Origin of the sequence: Spirillospora sp. NPDC047279, from assembly GCF_040643285.1 — a bacterium.
Lineage (GTDB): Bacteria > Actinomycetota > Actinomycetes > Streptosporangiales > Streptosporangiaceae > Spirillospora.
Map to the genome: position 1 here is coordinate 231,285 of NZ_JBEYUA010000006.1, position 20,462 is coordinate 251,746.

The following is a 20,462-nucleotide window of genomic DNA, read 5'->3' on the forward strand; positions in this document are numbered from 1 at the left end:
GACCTCCGGGGGGTGTCGTGACGGAACAGGACGAACGGCGAATGCGCCCGGTGTTCGCCCCGGAGATCCCCGAGTACGAGCGGCGGCTCATCCGCGGGATGCCCCGTCCCCTCGTCGCGGCGGACGGGGCGCCGCCGCGGGAGCCGCGCTGGGGCGGCCGCGCCACCGTGGAAGGCTTCGGGACGATGTTCCTCGCCGGTGCGCTGTTCGGTTTCCTGCCCATCATGTGGTGCTGCATCGTGACCTGGGGCTCGGTGACCTTCGGCCTCCTGATGGAGGCGGTCATGATCGGGATCTGGGTCGCCTTCGGGTTCACGGCGTTCGTGGCGGTCGGTTCCGTCATGGCCGCCTTCCTCGGCATCATGATCTTCATCTTCTTCGAGGAGGGGGACGATGCGAGGCTCGCCCGTGAGCACCACGGGCGCTACCTGAGCACCGCCGACCTCCCTCCCGGATCGCCGGGGCACGAGTGCATGCTGCGCGCCCAGGACGCGATCGACACGATCACCGGGTCCAGAGTCTGGGACGCCGAGTGGCTCGCGGGCCTGATGGACGAGGAGACCCTCGCCCGGCACGAATGGGGCATCGCCGAGGGTCTCGCCGTGGGATCGCCGGACGATCTGCGCGTCCAGCGGCTGGAGGAGGTCGCCGAGCGGGTGCGGGCCGCCGACACCGCGGCGCGCGACGTCGAGTCGGGTGAGCTGGAGACCGACGAGGTCCTTCAGCAGCGGCTCGGCGCGGTCCGCACGGCGGTCACCGTACTGGCGAGCGGTGATAACAACGTGCCTTCCTGATCCCGATCAGGAAGGATGCACGCCATGCGCGCCGAGGACCTGCTGACACGGATCGAACCCCTGTCCCACGGAGAACGGTGCCGTCGCCTCGCGGAGACGGCCCGCCGGGGCGTGGCGCCGGAACTGCTCGCCGAACTCGGCGCGGGCGGTCACTACGAACGCTCGGTGGCGATCTTCCTCGCGTCGGCCGCGCGCGACGAGGCGGGGCTGCGGCATCTGGAGTCCGCGACGCTCGACCCCGCCGCCGACCTCGCCGAGGCCGCCATCGGCTGGTCGGCTCGGCTCGGCGCCCGTGCCGAGGCGTTCACCGTGCTGCTCGACGACGCGCCCGCCGGGCTGCGGGCCGCGACGTACCAGGCGATCCGGCGGTGGCGGCGCGCCGACCTCGCGGAGGCGCTGATCGACCGGGTGGCGGCGCGATGGGGCGAGGACGAGGCCGCGTCCCTGCTGCCCGCGTGCGGGGAGGCCGTGGCCCGGGAGAGGCTGGCCGCGCTCGCGCACGCGGTGCCCAACTGGCGGTCGCTGGGCCGGGCGCATCCCGGCCTCGTGCTCGACCACGCCGAGACGGCGCTTCCCGCCCTGCCGGAGGCAACGCGCCGCACCTGGTGGTGGAACCACGCCGCGGGCGTCGCGGCGGCGGCGGAGCACGCGCCGGAACGTGTCATCGATCTGCTGGAGCGCCACTGGCGCGACGGGCAGCTGCCGTCCCCCCTGGCGTCGGCGCTCGGCCTGCTCCTCGACGCCGAGCAGGACCGAACGGCTCGTTTCCTGCTCGCCGACGCCAACCGCCCGTGGCTCACCGACGTGCTGCGGGGCCACCCCGCCGTCCGGCGCCGGATGGTCCGCCTGGACGAGGCCGGCCTCGCCACCGTGGCGCGGGCCGTGAGCGCCGACGAGCAGGTGCTGAGGCTGCTGCTGAGCGCGTTCCCGCCGGCGCGCCGCGAGCACGTCTTCGCGCTGGCCATGACCGGCTACGACCTCGCCGCCGACGTACCGGACCTCCCGCTGCTCGACGTCCTGCCCGCCGCGCGGCGCATCGCGGAGGCGCGCCGCGCGCTGCGGCTGCGGGAGGTGGCCGGCGACCGGGCGCGCACCTGGGACCTGACCTCCTACCTGCCCTACGACGAGGCGTTCCCCGTCCTCGACGCGATCATCAGGCGGCCGGACGCGCAGGAGCGCGCCACCGGCTACCGGCTCCTGATCTCCTGTGCCGGCCGGACGCGCGACCCCGACGTGCTCACCGGGCTCTTCGACGCGCTCGCCCGGCTGCGCAACGAGCAGGACCCGGTGCGCTGGGCGGCGCTGCACGCGCTCGCCACCATGCCGCCCTCGATGCTCAGGAGCGGGCACGGCCCGGCGCTCACCCGGCTCGCCGACGACGCGCTCGCCGCCCGCGACTGCTCGTCCGGCACGCGCGGCTGGATCGCCGCCCTGGCCGACCGGCTGTGCCGGCAGGGCGCGATGCGGGGCGACGGCGAGCTGCTGGCCACCGGGCTCGGCCTGTACGAACGCCTCACCGGGCACTCGGGCGGCACCTGGCTCGGCCGGCGCCTCGACCACATCCTGCCGCGCGGCGCCGAGCACGACCTCGTCCGCGTCCTGGCTCCCCGCCTCGCCGACGCCCAGCGGCGCGACGACCACACGCTGGTCTTCGGGCTCACCCGGTCGCTGGGCCGCCGCGCGCACGCCGTGCCGGAGTTGCAGGACGCGCTGGGGAACGCGACGGGGGCCCGGTCCGACTCGGTCGCCGCCAACGCCATCGGGCTCTGGCTCCAGGCCCCGGCCGCCCGCGGCGACCGCGTCGCGCGGCTGCTGAGCCGCGAGCCGTCGGCGGTGGCGCTCCCGAGCGTGTTCGCGGTGCTGGCGACCGGCCGGACCGACCTGCTCACCGGCGCCCTCTCCGGGGACGTCCCGGCCGGCCGGTTCGCCGCCGCCGACGTCGTGCACGTGCCGACGGCGCAGCGCCGGTGGATGCGGCGGTGGACCGGTGAGCAGCGGGCGCTGTACCTGGAGCTCAAGCACCTGCTCGCGCAGGACGCGGGCACGCCGGACGCCCGCCGGGCCGCCGCCGTGCGCGACATCGGCGAGGTCCCGGGGGTGGGCGCCGACGAACTGCGGCCTTACCTCGACCACGCCGACGACGCGCTGCGCCGCGCGGCCCTGACCACGGCGCCGTGGATCGCGACGCCGCAGGACGTGCTGCCCGTCCTGCTCGACCGCGCGTCCGGTGACGACGCGCACGTGGCGTTGTACGCGGCGAGCCGCGCGTCCCGGTACGTCGCGCCGGGCGCGCTGGCCGCCGCCCTCGGCCCGGTGCTGACCGCCGGCAAGATCACCGCCCGCAAGGAGGCCGTGCGCATCCTGCTGCGCAGCCGGGTGCCCGAGGCGATGGCCTTGATCGAGGCCGCCTGGGACGATCCGGGGCAGCACCGCGACGTACGTTCGGCGATCGCCTCCGCCCTGCGCGACCGGCTCGGCGACCCGGTGGCGACGCGCCTGCTGACCGAGGCCGCCAACGGCCCTCGCGACCTGGCCCGCCAGGTCCTCGGCGCACCGCCCCTGCACATCGACGAACGCCACCGGACCGCGTACGCGGCGCTGGTGCTCCAGGTCGCCCGTTCCGGCGACGTCGAGACCCGCGAGGCCGCCCTGCCCGCGCTCTCCTCGTGGGCGCCGTGGGCGCCCGAGATCCCGGCCCTCCTCGCCGGGCTCGTCACCGATCTGGACGCGCCCGACTGGCGGGCCGCGCTGGAGGCGCTGACCGCCTGTGCCACGACCGGGACGGGCGCGGGCGACCTGTCGGCCGCGGCGGCGGCCCTGGCCGCCCTCCCCGCCGAGCCGGACGCCGAGGCCGAACGGGACCGGCCCGCCGCGCAGCGCCTCAGGGTCGCGGCCGAGTACGTCCGCGGGCGGTCGGTGTTCTTCCGCGACGCCGCCGAGCCCGCCATCCGGGCCCTCGACGGGCAGCTCCCCGAGCCGCAGGCGTCGGTCCTGCTCGCGGCCACGTTCCGGTGGGACGAGCCGGACGCCGCGGCCCGGCTCGACGCGATCGCCGACCGGCCCGTCGCCGGGGTGCTCCCGGTCCGGGCGATCGCGCGGGCTCTGGCCGCCGGCGCGGCGACCGGCTGGTCCTACCACTCCCCCAGCACGCCGGAGCCCGAGGACGTCCTCCCGCACGCGGAACGCCTCGCGGCGCGCGGCGACCTGCCGGGCGGCCTCTTCGCCTGCGCGCTGGTCGGCGAGCACGGCCCGGAGTCCGGCTGGGACGACGAGTGGCGGGCGCTCCTGCGCCGGCTGCGGGCCCACCCGCACCCCGACGTCGCCTACTCCGCCCGCGACATCATCACCGCCGAAGAGTGACATCTGGGATTCGTGGGGCAACCTTTCCCTGGTTTCGGGCGTCACAGCGGGCGTGACGGAATGGCATGTGACCGAATTCGAGGAACTGCGGGAGCTGGGCCGGGGTGCCCAGGGCCGGGTCGTGCTCGCCCGGCACGCCGTGCGCGGCACCCCGGTGGCGATCAAGTACCTGCCGGCCGACGCGGGCGGCGCGGCCCACGACCGGTTCCGGGCCGAGGCCCGCATGCTCGGGCAGGTCGACAACCCGCATGTCGCCAAGCTCTACCGGCTCGTCGAGGGCGAGCAGGGCGTCGCGATCATCATGGAGGCGGTCGAGGGCGTCCCGTTCCGGACGATCCTGGAACGTTACGGGCGGCTGGAGCCCGAGGCGGCGCTCACCGTCCTCAAGGGCTCGCTGATCGGCCTGGCCGCCGCGCACGCCGCGGGCGTCGTGCACCGTGACTACAAGCCCGCCAACGTGGTGGTCAGGGCGGACGGCCTGAGCAAGCTCATCGACTTCGGCATCGCCACGTTCTCCGGCGAGACCTCGGCCGCGGGCACCCCGGTCTACATGGCGCCCGAGCAGTGGCGCGGGCAGCCGGCCTCCCCCGCCACCGACGTCTACGCCGCCACCTGCGTCTTCTTCGAGTGCGTGACCGGGGAGCGCCCCTACCGGGGCGACCAGGCGGCGCTGATGAACGGCCACCTCAACACCCCCGTCCCGCTCGAATCGGTGGACGAGAGGCTCCGCCCGCTCGTCGCCCGCGGCATGGCCAAGGAGCCCTCGTACCGGCCCGCCGGCGCCGCCGCCTTCGTCGCCGAGCTCGAGGAGACCGCCGCCCGTGCCTACGGCCCCGACTGGGAGTCGCGCGGCGTCCAGGCCCTCGCGGCGTCGGCGCTGGCCTTCGCCGCCCTGTTCCCGCTGGCCGCCGCCGGCCTCGCCCCGGCCGGCACCGCGGCCGCCGGGACCGCGGCCGGCACGACCTCGTCCGGCGTGCTGGGCGCGCTGGGCACCAAGGCGACCGTGGCGATCGCCGGCACCGCCGTGGTGGGCGCCGGTGCGGGCGTCTTCGGCGTCTACGAGTACACCCAGGCCGACGACACCCGGCGGCCGGCCTCGGCGGCGACGTCCCTGCCGCCCGGCAAGCCGCTCACGTTCGGCCGGCTGTCGCTGCGAGTGCCGCCCGCCTGGAAGTCCCGCACGCTGCCGGTGATCGATGGGCAGACGCAGGTCCGCAAGACGCCGAACCACCGGATCAACGTGCCGGGCCGGTGCCGGGTCCCGAGCATCATCACCAAACTGGACGAGCGCGAGGGCACCACGCGCGACCAGGCGAACTCCTACAACAACTACTGCCCGAGCTTCGCGGTCATCATGACCCCGTACCGCAACGACGGCGAGACCGGCTGGGACACGTTCGACATCAAGGCCACGTTCGCCCCGGAGACCGAGGCCGCCCATGTCTGCCCGCCCCGCGCCGACCTGTTCGGCATCCAGGAGCCGAAGCTGGTGAAGCGGGGGCTCGCGCCGGTCGGCGGCCGCCAGGCCGAATACCGCGAGTGGCGCATCGGCTGCGCGGAGATCACACCCAAGTTCGTGCGGACGAACGTGAGCTTCGTCCAGCGGCTCTGGTATCTCCCGCAGACCAAGGTCCTTATCGTCGACGAGTGGAACACTCCCGGCCTCGACAAGATCCTCAAAGAGGCCACCTGGACCTGACGAGCGGTCCCGGCCCAAGTGCGCGCCCTACCAGTTGGTCTACGGCAGGCCAAAGGCCAGAGAACGCGGCGGGAGATCAGAGGCGGCTGCTGAGAGAGCGGAGCATGCGGCCGAACCCGGCGGTGGCCACACGGTCCAGGACGCCCGACATCCGCAGGGCGCGCTCGCTCTGCATCAGGCTGCGGGGACCGGAGACGACGAGGCTGTTCGAGGCGACGGCCGAGGCCCGGCGGGCGGGGCGGCGCCGGGCGGACGAGTAGGCGTCGACGGCCGCGGCCGGGCCGGCGGACGCCGCCAGCGCGTCCATCAACGCGGCGACGTCCTCCAGTGCCTGGTTGGCGCCGTGGGCCATGACCGGGGGCATCCCGTGCACGGCGTCCCCGATCAGCGCGCAGCGGCCGGCGCCCCAGCGGCGCGGGATCCGGTGGCGGGTGTGCGGGTACACCTCCAGCACGGCGCCCTCCAGCGAGTCGAGGATCTCGGGGACCGGAGCGGCCCACGTGCCGAACCGTTCGCGGAGCATGGCGAGCGGGTCGGTCACCGGCGGGTCGTCCGGCGACCAGGGCACGTCGAAGAACCACTGGAGCAGCCCGTCGCCGCCGCTCATGTAGCCGCAGTCACCGCGCGGGGCGATCAGGAACGTGGTGGTCGTGCCGCAGTCGAACGGCGCCGGAGTCAGCCCCTGCCAGGTCGCGAGCCCGGTGTAGGCGGCGGGCCCGTCACCGAGGACGGCGGAACGCACGAAGGAGCGCACACCGTCGGCCCCCACCAGGAAGTCGCCCTCGTACGCGCCGTCCTCCGTCGTGGCCCGCACCCCGCCGGCACCGACCTCCACCGAGGTGAGGCCGGCGCCGAAGCGCACCGTCCCGCCGGGCGACGTCCCGGCCAGAAGCGTGATGAGCGCACCGCGCGGGACGACCCGGGCCTCGGACCCGAACCGGTCCTCCAGCGCGGCCAGGTCCATCGACATCACGTCGTGCCCACCGGACGTGCGGAGGGCGAGGGTGGTGAGGCGCCGGCCGGTCGTCTCCAGGTCGAGGCCGAGGTCGTGGAGGACGGCCGTGCCGTTGGGCCAGAGCGTGATGGCGCCCCCGCCGAGCCGCAGCGCGCCGGCCCGTTCCAGGACCACGACGTCATGCCCCGCGGCGGCCAGCCCCCGCGCGGCCGCGAGCCCGCTGATCCCCGCTCCCACGACGAGCACCCGCATGCCGGCCTCCATGACTACTACAGGACGTAGTACTACATCCTATAGTGGACCCTGACGGCGGCGCCGTCGCGGTGCGCGGTCAGTCGGTGATGCCGAGCCGCTTCGCCTCCTCGGACATCTCCTGGGCGCCGGCGAGACCCTGCAGCTCGTGGGCGAGCTCCTCCAGCTCGCTGCCGCCGGCCATCAGGGCGGTGAGCTCCTCCAGCGTGATCTCGTCCTTGGCGTGGTGGCCGATGCTGCGCCCGCGCTTGAGGATGAGGAACCGGTCGCCGACCGGGTAGGCGTGGTGCGGGTTGTGGGTGATGAAGATGACGCCGAGACCGCGTTCGCGCGCCTGCACGATGTAGCGCAGGACGACGCCCGCCTGCTTGACGCCGAGCGCCGCCGTCGGCTCGTCCAGCACGAGCACCTTGGCGCCGAAGTAGACGGCGCGGGCGATGGCGACGCACTGGCGCTCGCCGCCCGACAGCGTGCCGATCGGCTGGTCGACGTCGCGCAGGTCGATGCCCATGGCGAGCAGCTCGTTCCTGGTCGTGCGGCGCATGAGGTCGATGTCCATCAGCCCGAGCGCCCGGCGCTTCTCCGAGCCGAGGAAGAAGTTGCGCCACACCGGCATGAGCGGCACGACGGCCAGGTCCTGATAGACCGTGGCGATGCCGCGGTCGAGGGCCTCGCGGGGCGAGGAGAACGCGACCGCCTCGCCCTGGACGCGGTACTCCCCCGAGTCGTGCCGGTGCAGGCCCGCCACGATCTTGATGAGGGTGGACTTGCCCGCGCCGTTGTCGCCCAGCACGCAGGTGACCTCGCCGGGCGACACCTCCAGGGAGACCTCGCGCAGCGCGATGATGTTGCCGTAGTTCTTGCCGACGTCCGCCAGCCGGACCAGGGGCTCTCGCCGCTCTCGCGACGCGTGCGGCTCGGTCATCGGGACTGCTCCACTCTGCGCCGCACGACGAGGTTGACCACGGTCGCGGCGAGCAGCATGGCGCCGAGGAAGAACTTGAACCAGTCGGGGTTCCACTCGGCGTACACGATGCCCTTGTTGACCATGCCGAAGATGAACGCGCCGATGGCGGCGCCGATCGCCGAGCCGTAGCCGCCGGTCAGCAGGCAGCCGCCGATCACCGCGCAGATGATGAAGTAGAACTCGTTGCCGACGCCTTCGCCCGACTGCACCGTGGCGAACGCGAAGAGCAGGTGCATCCCGGAGAACCACGCGCAGAACGCCACGCCCATGAAGAGGGCGATCTTGGTGCGGGTGACCGGGACGCCGACCGCGCGGGCGCTGGCCGCCGCGCCGCCCACCGCGAAGATCCAGTTGCCCGCGCGGGTGCGCAGCAGGATCCAGGTGGCGATGGCCACGAACAGGATCCACCAGAACACGGTGATGTTGACGTTGACGCCGCCGATCGTGACGTCGGAGGCGAAGACGTTCCGCGCGGTGGCGAAGCCGTCCATGTCGCGGATCGAGTCGGTGGCGACGTTGCCGGTGACGGCCTTGGTGACGCCGAGGTTGGCGCCCGCCAGCATGAAGAACGTGGCCAGCGTGATGATGAAGCTCGGCAGCCCGGTCCGCACGTACAGCAGCCCGTTGAGGAAGCCCAGGCCCAGCGTGACCACCAGGGAGATCAGCACGCCGGCCCACACGTTCAGCGTGAGCTGGTAGCTGACCAGCGCGCCGACCAGCGCGGACGTGGTCACCATCACCCCGGCCGACAGGTCGAACTCGCCGCCGATCATCAGCAGCGAGACGCCGACCGCCATGATCCCGAACGTGGACGCCGCGTACAGCACCGTCGAGAACGACGAGGTCTGGAGGAACGCGTCGGCGACCACGGAGAAGAAGACGAACACCACCACCGCGCCGATCAGCGCGCCGAGCTCGGGACGGCCCAGCAGCCGCCGGAACGGCGACCGCCGGGCGACCCGTTCGTCCGCCGCCAGCGGCGGCCGGGCGACGGCCTGACCCATCAGCGGGTCCCCTGGTTGGCGAACTTCTCGATGGCGGCGGCGTTGTCCTTGGTGACGATGGCCGGGCCGGTGAGCACCGGGCGCCCGCCGCCCACGACGTTGCCGTTGTTCTTCAGCAGCCAGATCCCGTCGACCGCCTCGTATCCCTGCAGATAGGGCTGCTGGTCGACGGCGAACTGGATGGTGCCGGCCTTGAGCGAGGCGACCAGGTCCTTGTTCATGTCGAACGTGGCCACCTTGGCGCTGCTGCCCGCCTCCTTGCCGGAGTCGACGGTGGTGGCGGCGACCGCGGCGTTCAGGGTCAGGATGCCGTCGATGGCCTTGTCGGCCTGCAGCTTGGCGGTGACCGACGACTTCACCTGCGGCATGTTGGTGCCCTGGACGAAGAGGTTCTGCATCGAGCCGCCGAACGTCTTCTTCGCGCCGGCGCAGCGGTCTTCGAGCCCCACGTTGCCCTGCTCGTGGATGACGCACAGCGCCTTCTTGGCGCCGGACTTCGCCAGCTCGCGCCCGGCCGCCTCGCCCGCGACGGTCTCGTCCTGCCCGAAGTGCGCGATCGCCCCGTACTGCGCGGACACGTCGGCACCCGAGTTGATCGACACCACCGGGATCCTGGCGGCGGTGGCCTTGGCGACCACGTCCTTCATCGCGTCCGGCTTGGCGAAGGTGACGATGATCCCGTCCACCTTCTGGTCGATCGCGGCCTGGACGAGCTGCGCCTGCTTGCCGCCGTCCGGGTCGGCCGAGTAGAGGAACTCGACGTTGTCCTTGGCGGCGGCGGCCTTGGCGCCCTTCTGGACGATGTCCCAGAACGCGTCGCCGGGCCCGGAGTGGGTGACCATCGCGACCTTGAGGCGCGGGCCCGCGGCACCGCCGCCGCCCGCGGCCGGGGTGTTCTCGGCCTCCTTGCCCCCCGATTCGCTGCACGCGCTGAGCCCCAGGGTGAGGACTCCCGCGGCGGCGAGCGCGGTCAGGCCGCCGGTCCTCCGAGTGCGCTTCATGGGCCGATCTCCGTTCTCCCCGAGGGGGTGGGCTGGGCGAGGCGAAGAAAGTGGATCACATATGGGAGCGCCGGGCGTGCTTTTCCTTGTCGTAGCGGGCTCGTGCCTCGCGGGTCGTCTCCAGCGCCGACACCTCGGCGACGGGAACGTCCCACCAGGCCTCGCTGCCGGGGGCGGCCACGAGCGGGTCGGTCTCCACGTACACCACGGTCGTGTGATCGGCCTCCCTGGCGCGGACGAGCGCGGCGCGGAACTCGCCGGCCGTCGCGGCGCGCTCGACGGCGGCGCCGAGGCTGGCGGCGTTGGCGGCCAGGTCGACCGGCAGCGGGCCGCCGTCGCGGCCGCGGTAGGCGGTGCCGAAACGTTGCGCGCCGACCGACTCCGACAGGCCGCCGATCGAGGCGTAGCCGCGGTTGTCGACGATCACGACGACCAGCTTGACGCCCTCGGCGACGGCGGTCACCAGCTCCTGCGCCATCATGAGGTACGAACCGTCGCCGACCAGCACGAACACCTCACGGTCGGGGGCCGCCATCTTCACGCCGAGCCCGCCGGCGATCTCGTAGCCCATGCAGGAGTAGCCGTACTCGACGTGGTAGCCCTTGGGGTCGCGGGCACGCCACAACCGGTGCAGCTCGCCCGGCATCGACCCGGCGGCGCACACGACGACGTCGCGCGGCCCGGCCACCTCGTTGACCACGCCGAGGATCTCCGGCTGCGAGGGCGGCGGGCCGTTCTCCACCTCCGAAGCGGCGGAGCCGCTCCCGGGGGCGTGGGGGGTCGGCTCCCCTCGGGCGATGCCGAACGCGTGGTCGACGGCCGCGTTCCAGCGCGCGGCCAGCACCCGGGTCTCCTCCCGGTAGGAGGCGGGCACCGACCAGCCGCCGACCGCGCGGCCGAGCGCGGCGAGGCCCTCGCGGGCGTCGGCGACCAGCGGCAGTCCCGCGAGCTTGACCGCGTCGAAGGCCGCGACGTTGAGGTTGACGAACCGCACGCCCGGACGCGCGAAGAGGCTGTGGGAGGCGGTGGTGAAGTCGCTGTAGCGGGTGCCGACGCCGAGGACCACGTCGGCGTCGCGGGCCAGCGCGTTGGCGGCGGGCGACCCGGTGGAGCCGATCGCCCCGGCCGCGCAGGGGTGGTCCCACGGCAGCGAGCCCTTGCCCGCCTGCGTCTCCGTCACGGGCACGCCGGTGCGTTCGGCGAACGTGCGCAGCTCGCCGGTCGCGCCCGAGTAGATGACGCCGCCGCCCGCGACGATCAGCGGGCGCGCGGCGCCGCGCAGCAGGTCGGCGGCCCGGTCGAGCACGGCCTCCTCGGGCACCGGCCGGGGGACGTGCCAGGCACGTTCGGCGAACAGCTCCTCGGGCCAGTCGTGGGCCTCGGCCTGCACGTCCTGCGGCAGCGCGAGCGTCACCGCGCCGGTCTCGGCCGGGTCGGTCAGCACGCGCGTCGCGGCGAGCAGCGCGGACGGCAGCTGCTCGGGCCGGTTGATCCGGTCCCAGTACTTGGAGACCGGCTTGAGGCAGTCGTTGACCGACACGTCGTACGAGCGCGGGTCCTCCAGCTCCTGGAGCACCGGGTTGGCGGTGCGGGTGGCGAAGACGTCGCCGGGCAGCAGCAGTACCGGGAGGCGGTTGATCGTGGCCAGCGCGGCGCCGGTGACCAGGTTGGTCGCGCCGGGCCCGACCGACGTCGTGCAGGCGTACGCGCGCAGCCGGTCGTGCGCGCGTGCGTAGCCGGCGGCCGCGTGGACCATCGCCTGCTCGTTGCGGGCCATGTGGTACGGGAAGCCTTCTTCGAGGAGTGCCTGTCCGATCCCCGCCACATTCCCGTGTCCGAAGATTCCGAAGCATCCCGAGATCAAACGGTGACGCACTCCGTCCCGTTCCGTCCACTGGTTGGCCAGGAAGCGGACCGTGGCCTGCCCGACCGTCAGCCTGGTCATCGTTCCTCCGCCGAGGTCAGCGGGAGGCGCGGATCGACCTGCTGCCCCGGCCAGGTCTCCCTGATCCAGGTGTGCGCGGGGTCGTCGCGGATGCGCCACGCCCGCTCCTCCCCCGGCCCGGCCATCACGTTCAGGTAGTAGAGGTCGTGGCCGGGCACCGCCATCGACGGGCCGTGCCAGCCGTGCGGGATCAGCACGACGTCGCCGCCGCGGACCTCCTCCAGCACGTCGGTGCTGCCGTAGACGCGCTGGTACGCCATCCCGGACGGCCCCTCGACCTCGAAGTAGTAGATCTCCTCCAGCACCGACTCGGCCGGCGTCTCCTCGTCGTGCTTGTGCGGCGGGTACGACGACCAGCAGCCGCCGGGGGTCAGCACCTCGCACGCGATGAGCCGCTCGGCGAACGGGAATCCCTCGGGCGTCCCGAAGTTGTTGACCTGGCGGCTGGCCGGCCCGGCGCCGCGCAGCTCGACCGGCACCTTCCCGGCCGGGCCGTAGCGCGGGACGAGCCGCCGCTCGCAGCGCGCGCCCGCGAGCGCGAACCGCCCGAGCCCGGTCACGGTCACGTGCGCGTCGCGCGGCACGTACGCGAAGTCGCTGACCCGGCTGAACACGCTGCGGCGGCCGCGCAGCTCCAGCGTCTCGCCGTCGCACGTCACCCGGCAGGACCCCGACAGCGGCAGCACGATCATCTCGAACGCGCCCGTGCCGAACGTGTGCGCGCCGCCGGCCGGCAGCTCCAGCACCCGCAGCGCGGCGTGCTCCCATCCGGCGGACTCGGGGGTGACGACCAGGCTGTAGGGCTCCTGGGCGGTCGTTCCGGCGGGCAGGTGATGTTTCATCGTCCACTCTCCCAGAGCAGCTCGTCGACCTCGGGTTCGGTGGGCATCGCGTCCGCGCAGGCCAGCCGGGACGCCACCACCGACCCCGCGGCGCCCGCGAACGCGATGACCCGGCTCAGCCCCCACCCTGCGAGCAGGCCGTGGCAGAGGGCGCCGCCGAAGGCGTCGCCGGCGCCGAGGCCGTTGACGACCTTCACCCGCACGGGCGGCACCTCGACCATCTCGTCCGGGGTCGCCGCCAGCACGCCGTCGGGCCCGCGCTTGACCACGGCCAGATCCACCCCGCGTGCGAGCAGCGCCCGCGCGGCGGCGCGCGGCTCCCGCTCGCCCACCGCGATCTCGCACTCCGCCAGGTTGCCGACCGCGATGGTGGCGTGTTCGAGGGCGGCGTGCGCCCAGCGGCGGGCGTCCGCGGCCGACGGCCAGAGCATCGGCCGGTAGTCGAGGTCGAGCACGGTGCGGCCGCGGTGCGCGGCGAGGGCGGTGAGGGTGGCGGTGCGGCTGGGATCCTGCGAGAGCCCGGTGACCGTGCCCCACATCACGCGGGCCGAACGGATCGCGGCGAGGTCCAGCTCGTCCGCCCGGATCTCCAGGTCGGGGGCCTTGGGGTACCGGTAGAAGTAGAGCGGGAAGTCGTCCGGCGGGAAGATCTCGCAGAACGCCAGCGGCGTCGGCAGGCCGGGCACGGCGCTGACGAAGCGGTCGTCGACGCCGTACCCGGTCAGCGCCTTGTGCACGAACCGGCCGAAGGGGTCGTCGCCGGTCCGCGTCACCACGGCGGCGCGGCGGCCGAGCCGGGCGGCGGCGACGGCCACGTTGGTGGGGCTGCCGCCGAGGTACTTGCCGAACGTCTCCACGTCCTCCAGCGGGACGCCCACCTGGTGCGGGTAGACGTCCACGCTCACCCGCCCCATGGTGATCAGGTCGAACGCGTCCATCACACGGCCGTTTCCAGGAGGTGGTCGAGGCTCGCCCGGATGTCGTCGCGGGGTCCGGCCCCGTCCGGGGGCTCGGCGGTGAGGACGGTGTCCTGCTCCATGACGTACCAGCCTTCGTAACCGGCGCTCTCCAGACTGCTGACGATCCCGGAGATGTCAACGTCCCCGCGGCCGAGCGGCCGGTACATCCCGGCGGCGACCGCCTCGGCGTACCCCAGCCGCCCGGCGCGCACCCGCTCGGCCATCGCGGCGTCCACGTCCTTGAGGTGGACGTGCGCGATGCGGCGGGCGGCGGTGCGGGCCAGCCAGAGCGGGTCGGTGCCGCCGACGAGCAGGTGCCCGGTGTCCAGGCACAGGCCGGTCGCCGACTCGCCGAGGACCAGCTCGACCTCCTCGCGCCGTTCGACCATGGTGCCGACGTGCGGGTGCAGGACCGCGAGGCGGCCGCGCGCCGCGGCGCGGGCGGACACCGCGTCGAGGTTGGCCAGCAGCGTGGTCCAGCCCTTGGTGTCGAGGGCGGGCCGCGTGTCGTAGCCGTCCAGGCCGGTGGCGGCGGCGAGCACCAGCGTCGCGTCCGGGCCGAGCGTGTCCAGGACCCGGTCGGTCTCCGGCCTCGGGTCGTGGCCGGGGTCGTGCAGGACGACCGGCACGAACGCGCCGGCCAGTGTCAGCCCGTGGGACGCCAGCAGCGCGTCCCGTTCGTCCGGCGCGGCCGGCAGGAACCCGGCCGGCCCGAGCTCGGTCGCGGTGATCCCCAGGTCGCGCGTCTCGGCCAGGACCCGCTCCGGGGCCAGCTGGTGGCCCCAGCCCGGCACCTCGCACACGCCCCAGGAGATCGGTGCTGCGGCGATCCTCATCGGCGTACCTCCGTGATGTCGACGGCCCTTCCTTCTTCCCTCCGGGACAGCTCGCACGCCTCGGCGAGGTAGGCGGCCTCCAGCGCCTCCTCGGGCGGGCAGGGGTTGGCGCGGCGGCCGGCGACGAGGTCGACGAACGCGCGCAGCTCGGCGTCGTAGGCGGCGGCGAACCGTTCGAGGAACCCCGAGTACGGCGCCGGCCCCTCGTGCGGGCCGTGCTCGGGGACCGCGGCGAGCGGCGTGCGGGCGTCGAATCCGGCCACCAGGCTGTCCTTGGAGCCGAAGACCTCCAGCCGGACGTCGTATCCGGCGGCGTTGTAGCGGGTGGCCGACGCCGTGCAGAGCGTGCCGTCGTCCAGCGTGACGAGCGCGGTGCCGGTGTCGACGTCGCCGCATTCGCGGAAGATCTCGTCGCCCTTGTTGGCGCCCACCGCCATCACCCGGACGACCTCGCGGCCGGTGACGAAGCGGATGGAGTCGAGGTCGTGGATGACGCAGTCGCGGAACAGCCCGCCCGAGGTCGGGACGTAGCCGGCGGGCGGCGGCGCCGGATCGAAGCTGCACGAGCGCACGGTGTGCAGCCAGCCGAGGCGGCCGGAGGCCACCGCGTCCCGCGCGGCGAGATAGCCCAGGTCGAAGCGGCGCTGGAACCCGACCTGCACGGGCACGCCGGCGGTGCGCGCGGCGGTCACGGTTTGGAACGTTCCATCTACATCCGATGCCAGCGGTTTCTCGCAGAACACCGGAATCCCGGCCACGACGCTCCGGCGGACCAGCCCGGCGTGCGCGTCCGTCGCCGCGGTCACCACCAGACCGTCGGCGCCTCTCTCGAACAGTCCGGCCACCGACTCGACCGCCCGCGCGCCGCACACCCGGGCGGCCAGGTCACGGGCGCGGCGCGGATCGGCGTCCGCCACCGTCAGGCTCTCGATGTCGGGCATTCCACTCAGCGCGGCGGCATGGCGAGCCCCGATGCGCCCCGCGCCGGCCAGTGCGATTCTCATGGGTCCCCTCCCGGTCGGCGGTTGGGTGAGCCCCGAGTGTGATGGAGCGTTCCAGCACCGTCAACGGCCCGGACCTGCGGCCGGGGCGAAAGGAGACGACCGAAACCGGGGCCCGACCGGTGCCGTCCCGTGATTGAATCCCCGCCCGAACAAACGCTAGTTTGACCGCATGCGGGTCTTCCTCACCGGCGCCTCCGGTTTCGTCGGGTCGTACACGGCAGCGGCCCTCCTCGCGGCGGGCCACCGCCCCCGCGCGCTGGTGCGCGATCCCGGCAAGGCGGCCAAGGTACTCAACGCGATCGGCGTCGCGGCGGAGAACGTCGAACTCCTTCCAGGCGACATGCTCGACGCCGGCACCGTCGCCGACGCCCTGGACGGCTGCGACGCCGCCGTGCACTCCGCGGCGGCCATCGCCATCACCGGCCACGGCGGCGACGTCGTCGACGCGAACGTGCAGGGCACGCGCAACGTCGTCGGCGCCGCGGTCGCGCGCGGCCTCGACCCGGTCGTGCACATCTCCACCATCGGGATCTTCGTTCCGCCGTCCGAGCCGGTCATCACCGCCGACGGGCCGTTCGCCGTGCCGCACGGCGACTACGGCAGGTCCAAGCTGGAGGCCGAACGGTACGTCCGCGGGCTCCAGGCCGACGGCGCGCCCGTCACGATCATCTATCCCGGCGGGGTGTGCGGTCCCGACCAGCCCGTGCTCGACACCCTGATGGAGGGCCTGGTCGGCGGGCTGGAGAAGGGCTGGCCGATGCCCCACGGCGGCGTCTCGGTCATCGACGTCCGCGACCTCGGCGAGGCCATCGCCCGCACGGTCACCGGCCGGCACAGCGGATACCGGTGGCTGCTCGGCGGCCACTACCTGACCTGGCCGCAGGTCGCCGACCTCTGCGACGAGCTCACCGGGGTGAAGTGCCGCCGCATCGCGGTGCCGGACTGGGTCATGCTGGGCCTCGCCTCGGCACTCGACCTCGCCCGGAAGATCAAGCCGTTCGACTACCCGCTGACCCGGGACGCCGCCGAGTTCATGGTCAAGCTCGTGCCGACCGACGACACGCCCGTCCTCGACGCCCTCGACCTCACGCTGCGGCCGGCCCGGGACACTTTCGAGGACGGGTTGCGCTGGCTGGCCGCGGCCGGCCACCTCGACCCGCGCAAGGCCGGCCGCCTCGCGCCCGACAAGGAGCAGTAGATGCCCACCATGATCCAGCGCACCCTGGGCCCTCTCTTCCAGCGCATCTCCGGCTCCCCGGCGTTCGCCAAGGTCGGGCCGAAGATCGTGCCGCCGCTCGACCGCGCGCTGCACAAGGTCAGCGGCGGGCGGTTCCTGCTCGGCCAGGCGCTGGTGCCCAGCCTCGTCCTCACCACCACCGGCGCGGTGAGCGGGCAGGCGCGGCAGGCGCCGCTGGCGTGCATGCCGGAGCCGGGCGGCACCTGGGTGATCGTCGGGTCCAACTTCGGCCGTGAGAAGCACCCGGCCTGGACCGGCAACCTGATCAAGAACCCGGACGCCACGATCAGCTTCCGCGGCCGCACGGTCGAGGTCAGCGCGCACCTGCTGGACGACGCCGAGCGCACCGAGGTCTGGCCGAACCTGCTGAAGGTCTGGCCGGTCTACGACCGCTACGTCGAACGGGTCGACCGGCAGCTGCGGATCTTCCGCCTCACCCCGAAGGCCTGACGTTCACGCCGGGGCACCGCCGCCCGGCGTTCACGCCGGGGCACCGCCGCCCGGCGTTCACGCCGGGGCACCGCCGCCGTGGCTGCTCACCAGGGTGGCGTGCGCGGCGTCGTGCCCGGCCTCGTCGAGCAGCGCGGCCAGCCGCGCCATGGTGTCGGTGACACGGGCCATCGTCTTCAGCCGCCGCCACAACGCCAGCGACTTCAGGTAGGCGTCGATCGCGGCGTGGTGGTCGCCGGACGCGTACGCCAGGGCGGCCAGGACGTCCAGCGCCGCCGCCTCGTCCCAGTGGTGGCCGTGCCGCCGGGCGCGGTGCAGCGTCTCGCCCGCCAGCTCCGCCGCCTCGTCGAACCGGCCCGCCGCCACCATCCGCTCGCCGATCTCGCCGACCACCGACGAGGTCTCGAAGTCGGCGCCCATGGAGATCACGATGACCAGGCCGCGGTCGAGGCAGGCGACGGCCTCGTCGATCCGGCCCTGCTTGAGGTACGCCAGCCAGGCGGTCTTGAGCGCCCACAGTTCCGAGATCGGCGCCTCGCACGCCCGGAACGCCGTGGCGGCCTCCTCCAGCAACGCCAGATAGCCGCCGCGTTCGCCGCGGTCCCTGCGGCGCAGGCACAGCGTGAACGCGTAGCGGGCGACGCCGACCGGGTCGCCCGCCGCACGGGCGGCGGCGAGCGCGCGCCACTGCGGGTCGCCCGTTTCGGCGTGCGGCTCGGGCGGCGGCGGGGCGGGGCCCGGCGGCAGCGCCTGGTAGGCGTTCATCGTCCGTTCGGCGTACTGGAGGCCGACGCCGAACTCGAACCTGCTCGTCTCGCAGTCGACCAGGAGGCCGAGCATGCACGCCACGCCGCGGTCGTCCCCGGCGCGTTCGGCGGCGCGCAGCCCGGAGTGCAGGACCGCACCCCACTCCTCGTACCGGCCGCGCAGGTCGAAGCAGGTGGTGAGGTTCTGCGCCAGCGGCCACGCCACGCCCAGCGCCGGCTCGGCCTCGGCCAGCGACACCTGCGCCGACAGCAGCACCCGTTCCTCGTCGAACCAGGCGAGCGGCGCCGCGCACACGGCGTCGCGCAGGTGCGCCGGGGCCCGCCAGGCGGGTTCGGGAGCGGGATCGAGGCCGTACCAGTGCGGGAGCTCGGCGTCCGCCGTGTCCGCCAGGTCACGCCAGCCGTGCAGGACCCGGCTCAGCGCCGCCGCGCGCCCGGCCGGATCCGCCAGCTCGGCCGCCATCAGGTGGATCAGGTCGTGCAGCCGGTAGCGCGGCCCGGTCACGCCGCGGCCCGCCGGCTCCACCAGGTGGACGTCGACCAGGTCGTCCAGGAGCCGCTCGGCGGCGTCGGGGTCGTCCAGGAGCGCGCCCGGCAGCCACGCCGGGAACTCCGGCGTCTCCAGCAGCCCGAGATGCCGGAAGAGCCGCCGGTGGTCGGGGTCGAGGACCTCGTAGGAGTCCTCGAACGTCGTCCGGACGCTCACGTCCCCCTGCTTTAACCAGTCGAGGCGGTCGCGTCGCGAGGCCAGCCGCCGGGCCATGTCGCCGACCGTCCAGTCGGGACGGCTGCGCAGGCGCCCCGCCGCGATCCGGATGGCCAGCGGCATCCCGCCGCACAGCCGGATGATCTCGGCCGCCGCCCGCGGCTCCGCGGCGGCCCGCGCCGGGCCCGCGATGGCCCCGAACAGCCGCAGGCCCTCGTCGTCGGGCAGCGCGTCCAGCGCCACCACGCGCAAGGTCCCGTCGCCCGACAGCCGCCGGCGGCTGGTGACCACCACCGCGCAGCGCGGCTCGGCGGGCAGCAGCGGGCGCAGCCGCCCCTCGTCCTGCACGTCGTCCAGAACGAGCAGCACGCGGCGGGTCGCCAGCAGCTCGCGCAGCAACGAGCTGCGCTCGTCCAGCGCCTGCGGCACACCGGCGGGCGGCACCCCCAGCGCGTGCAGGAACATCGCCAGCACGTGCGCCGCCTCGGTCCGGCCGATCCGCGCGTACAGCTGCCCGTCGGGGTAGGCGGCGCGCTGCAGGTGCGCCAGGCGCAGCGCCAGCGCGGTCTTGCCGATCCCGCCCGGGCCGGTGATCGCGATGCGCGGCGGCGCGGCCCGCGGCGCCGCCGCGAGCACCGCCGACAACTCCGCGAGGACGTCCTCGCGCCCCACGTGGTCGGTGACGTCGGCGGGCAGCTGCCGCGGGACGACGTACGGCAGGCCGCGCGCCGCCTCGGCGTCCTCGGCGCCGTGCACGCCGGTGAGGATCGCCCGGTGCAGCTGCTGGAGCCGCGTCGACGGCTCGATCCCCAGATCGGCGACCAGGCGCTCGCGCACGTCCCGGAACACCCCGAGCGCGTCGGCCGGACGGCCCGCGCGCGACAGCACGCTCATCAGCTGGCCGCCGAAACGTTCGCGGAGCGGATGTTCGCGGACCAGCGCCTGGAGCTCGCCGGCCAGCCCGTCGTGGCGGCCGAGGGAGATGTCGGCGTCGATGCGGTCCTCGATCGCCGCGAGCCGCAGGTCCTCCAGGTCGGCGGCGAACTGCCGCACGTACCGGGACGGGATGTCGGCGCACACCTGGCCGCGCCACCTGTCCAGCGCCGCGTGCAGGAGGTCCGCGGCCGGCGCGGGCTCGCCGCGGGCGACGTGCCGCCGGGCGGCGTCGACCTCGCGGCGGAAGTCCATCAGGTCCAGCTGGCCGTCCGACACGCTCAGCCGGTAACCGGGCGGGACGGTGTCGATGGGCGAGGACGTACGCTCGCCGCCCGTGCCGAGCGTCCGGCGGAGCCGGGACACCATGCCCTGCAACTGGACGCGCCACGAGTTCGGCGGCTCGGACTCCCAGAGCGCCTCGACCAGCCGGTCGACCGGCACCACCCGGCCCGCCTCCAGCAGGAGCAGGCCCAGCACGGTGCGCGGCTGCGGGCCGCCCACGTCCAGCGGCTCACCGTTCCGCTCGGCGACCACTGGACCGAGGACCCGGAAGTACAGCGGACCCGACATCGACGTCCAACCTCACGGCACACGAAAAGGAGGCGGGGAGGCGCCCACACTAGCGACTACCCACTCCATATGCCGGAGTTATCACGTCTTGGCTGTGCCTTTCGCGCTCCTCTCGCTACGGAATCTCGTCCCGGGCTCCCGATACGAGGCGCCCGGGGTGGCTGGGAACAGCGGTCGT

The 20,462-nt window shown here is 74.1% G+C and carries 15 protein-coding genes; 5 read left to right on the forward strand and 10 right to left on the reverse strand.

The window, feature by feature from the left end; all coding sequences use genetic code 11:
* The first annotated feature begins 17 nt into the window (after window positions 1-17).
* From ABZ810_RS17325 to ABZ810_RS17335, 3 genes are all read left to right on the forward strand, one after another.
* Complete coding sequence (locus ABZ810_RS17325) at window positions 18-794, forward strand: hypothetical protein (RefSeq protein ID WP_358403957.1); 777 nt, start codon at window positions 18-20, stop codon at window positions 792-794.
* A gap of 24 nt (window positions 795-818) precedes the next feature.
* Window positions 819-4,154, forward strand: coding sequence for a hypothetical protein (locus ABZ810_RS17330; protein ID WP_358403958.1), 3,336 nt, complete (start codon window positions 819-821; stop codon window positions 4,152-4,154).
* A 67-nt stretch (window positions 4,155-4,221) separates the two neighbouring features.
* The gene (locus tag ABZ810_RS17335) at window positions 4,222-5,853 is read left to right on the forward strand and encodes a serine/threonine-protein kinase (protein ID WP_358403959.1); all 1,632 of its coding nucleotides are present in this window, start codon (window positions 4,222-4,224) and stop codon (window positions 5,851-5,853) included.
* Window positions 5,854-5,929: 76 nt separating this feature from the next.
* On the opposite strand, the gene ABZ810_RS17340 is transcribed toward ABZ810_RS17335, so the two are convergent.
* The 9 genes from ABZ810_RS17340 to ABZ810_RS17380 form a co-directional block, all read right to left on the reverse strand.
* Window positions 5,930-7,060, reverse strand: coding sequence for an NAD(P)/FAD-dependent oxidoreductase (locus ABZ810_RS17340; RefSeq protein WP_358403960.1), 1,131 nt, complete (start codon window positions 7,058-7,060; stop codon window positions 5,930-5,932).
* Window positions 7,061-7,139: 79 nt separating this feature from the next.
* Entirely contained in the window at window positions 7,140-7,985 is an 846-nt protein-coding gene (locus tag ABZ810_RS17345; protein ID WP_358403961.1) for an ATP-binding cassette domain-containing protein, read from the reverse strand.
* On the reverse strand, window positions 7,982-9,031 hold the full coding sequence (locus ABZ810_RS17350) for an ABC transporter permease (RefSeq protein ID WP_358403963.1): 1,050 nt from the start codon (window positions 9,029-9,031) through the stop codon (window positions 7,982-7,984). Before ABZ810_RS17350 ends, ABZ810_RS17345 begins: the two co-directional genes overlap by 4 nt.
* A complete protein-coding gene (locus tag ABZ810_RS17355; protein ID WP_358403965.1) occupies window positions 9,031-10,032 on the reverse strand; it encodes a sugar ABC transporter substrate-binding protein in 1,002 nt (333 codons plus the stop codon). Before ABZ810_RS17355 ends, ABZ810_RS17350 begins: the two co-directional genes overlap by 1 nt.
* Window positions 10,033-10,087: 55 nt before the next feature.
* Window positions 10,088-11,977 carry a 3D-(3,5/4)-trihydroxycyclohexane-1,2-dione acylhydrolase (decyclizing) gene (gene iolD / locus ABZ810_RS17360; protein WP_358403966.1) on the reverse strand — a complete coding sequence of 630 codons (1,890 nt, stop codon included), beginning with the start codon at window positions 11,975-11,977 and terminating at the stop codon, window positions 10,088-10,090.
* Complete coding sequence (gene iolB, locus ABZ810_RS17365) at window positions 11,974-12,819, reverse strand: 5-deoxy-glucuronate isomerase (protein ID WP_358403967.1); 846 nt, start codon at window positions 12,817-12,819, stop codon at window positions 11,974-11,976. Before iolB ends, iolD begins: the two co-directional genes overlap by 4 nt.
* The gene (gene iolC, locus ABZ810_RS17370) at window positions 12,816-13,757 is read right to left on the reverse strand and encodes a 5-dehydro-2-deoxygluconokinase (protein WP_358403968.1); all 942 of its coding nucleotides are present in this window, start codon (window positions 13,755-13,757) and stop codon (window positions 12,816-12,818) included. Before iolC ends, iolB begins: the two co-directional genes overlap by 4 nt.
* Entirely contained in the window at window positions 13,757-14,614 is an 858-nt protein-coding gene (locus ABZ810_RS17375) for a TIM barrel protein (RefSeq protein WP_358403969.1), read from the reverse strand. Before ABZ810_RS17375 ends, iolC begins: the two co-directional genes overlap by 1 nt.
* Window positions 14,611-15,618 carry a Gfo/Idh/MocA family oxidoreductase gene (locus ABZ810_RS17380; RefSeq protein ID WP_358403971.1) on the reverse strand — a complete coding sequence of 336 codons (1,008 nt, stop codon included), beginning with the start codon at window positions 15,616-15,618 and terminating at the stop codon, window positions 14,611-14,613. The genes ABZ810_RS17375 and ABZ810_RS17380 overlap by 4 nt, the downstream gene beginning before the upstream one ends.
* A 169-nt stretch (window positions 15,619-15,787) precedes the next feature.
* On the opposite strand from ABZ810_RS17380, the gene ABZ810_RS17385 reads away from it, so the two are divergent.
* A complete protein-coding gene (locus tag ABZ810_RS17385) occupies window positions 15,788-16,816 on the forward strand; it encodes an NAD-dependent epimerase/dehydratase family protein (RefSeq protein WP_358403973.1) in 1,029 nt (342 codons plus the stop codon).
* Window positions 16,817-17,305 carry a nitroreductase family deazaflavin-dependent oxidoreductase gene (locus tag ABZ810_RS17390; protein WP_358403974.1) on the forward strand — a complete coding sequence of 163 codons (489 nt, stop codon included), beginning with the start codon at window positions 16,817-16,819 and terminating at the stop codon, window positions 17,303-17,305.
* 57 nt (window positions 17,306-17,362) lie between these two features.
* On the opposite strand, the gene ABZ810_RS17395 is transcribed toward ABZ810_RS17390, so the two are convergent.
* Window positions 17,363-20,284 (reverse strand): BTAD domain-containing putative transcriptional regulator, encoded by a 2,922-nt coding sequence (locus ABZ810_RS17395; RefSeq protein WP_358403976.1) that lies wholly within the window; start codon window positions 20,282-20,284, stop codon window positions 17,363-17,365.
* Window positions 20,285-20,462: the final 178 nt, after the last annotated feature.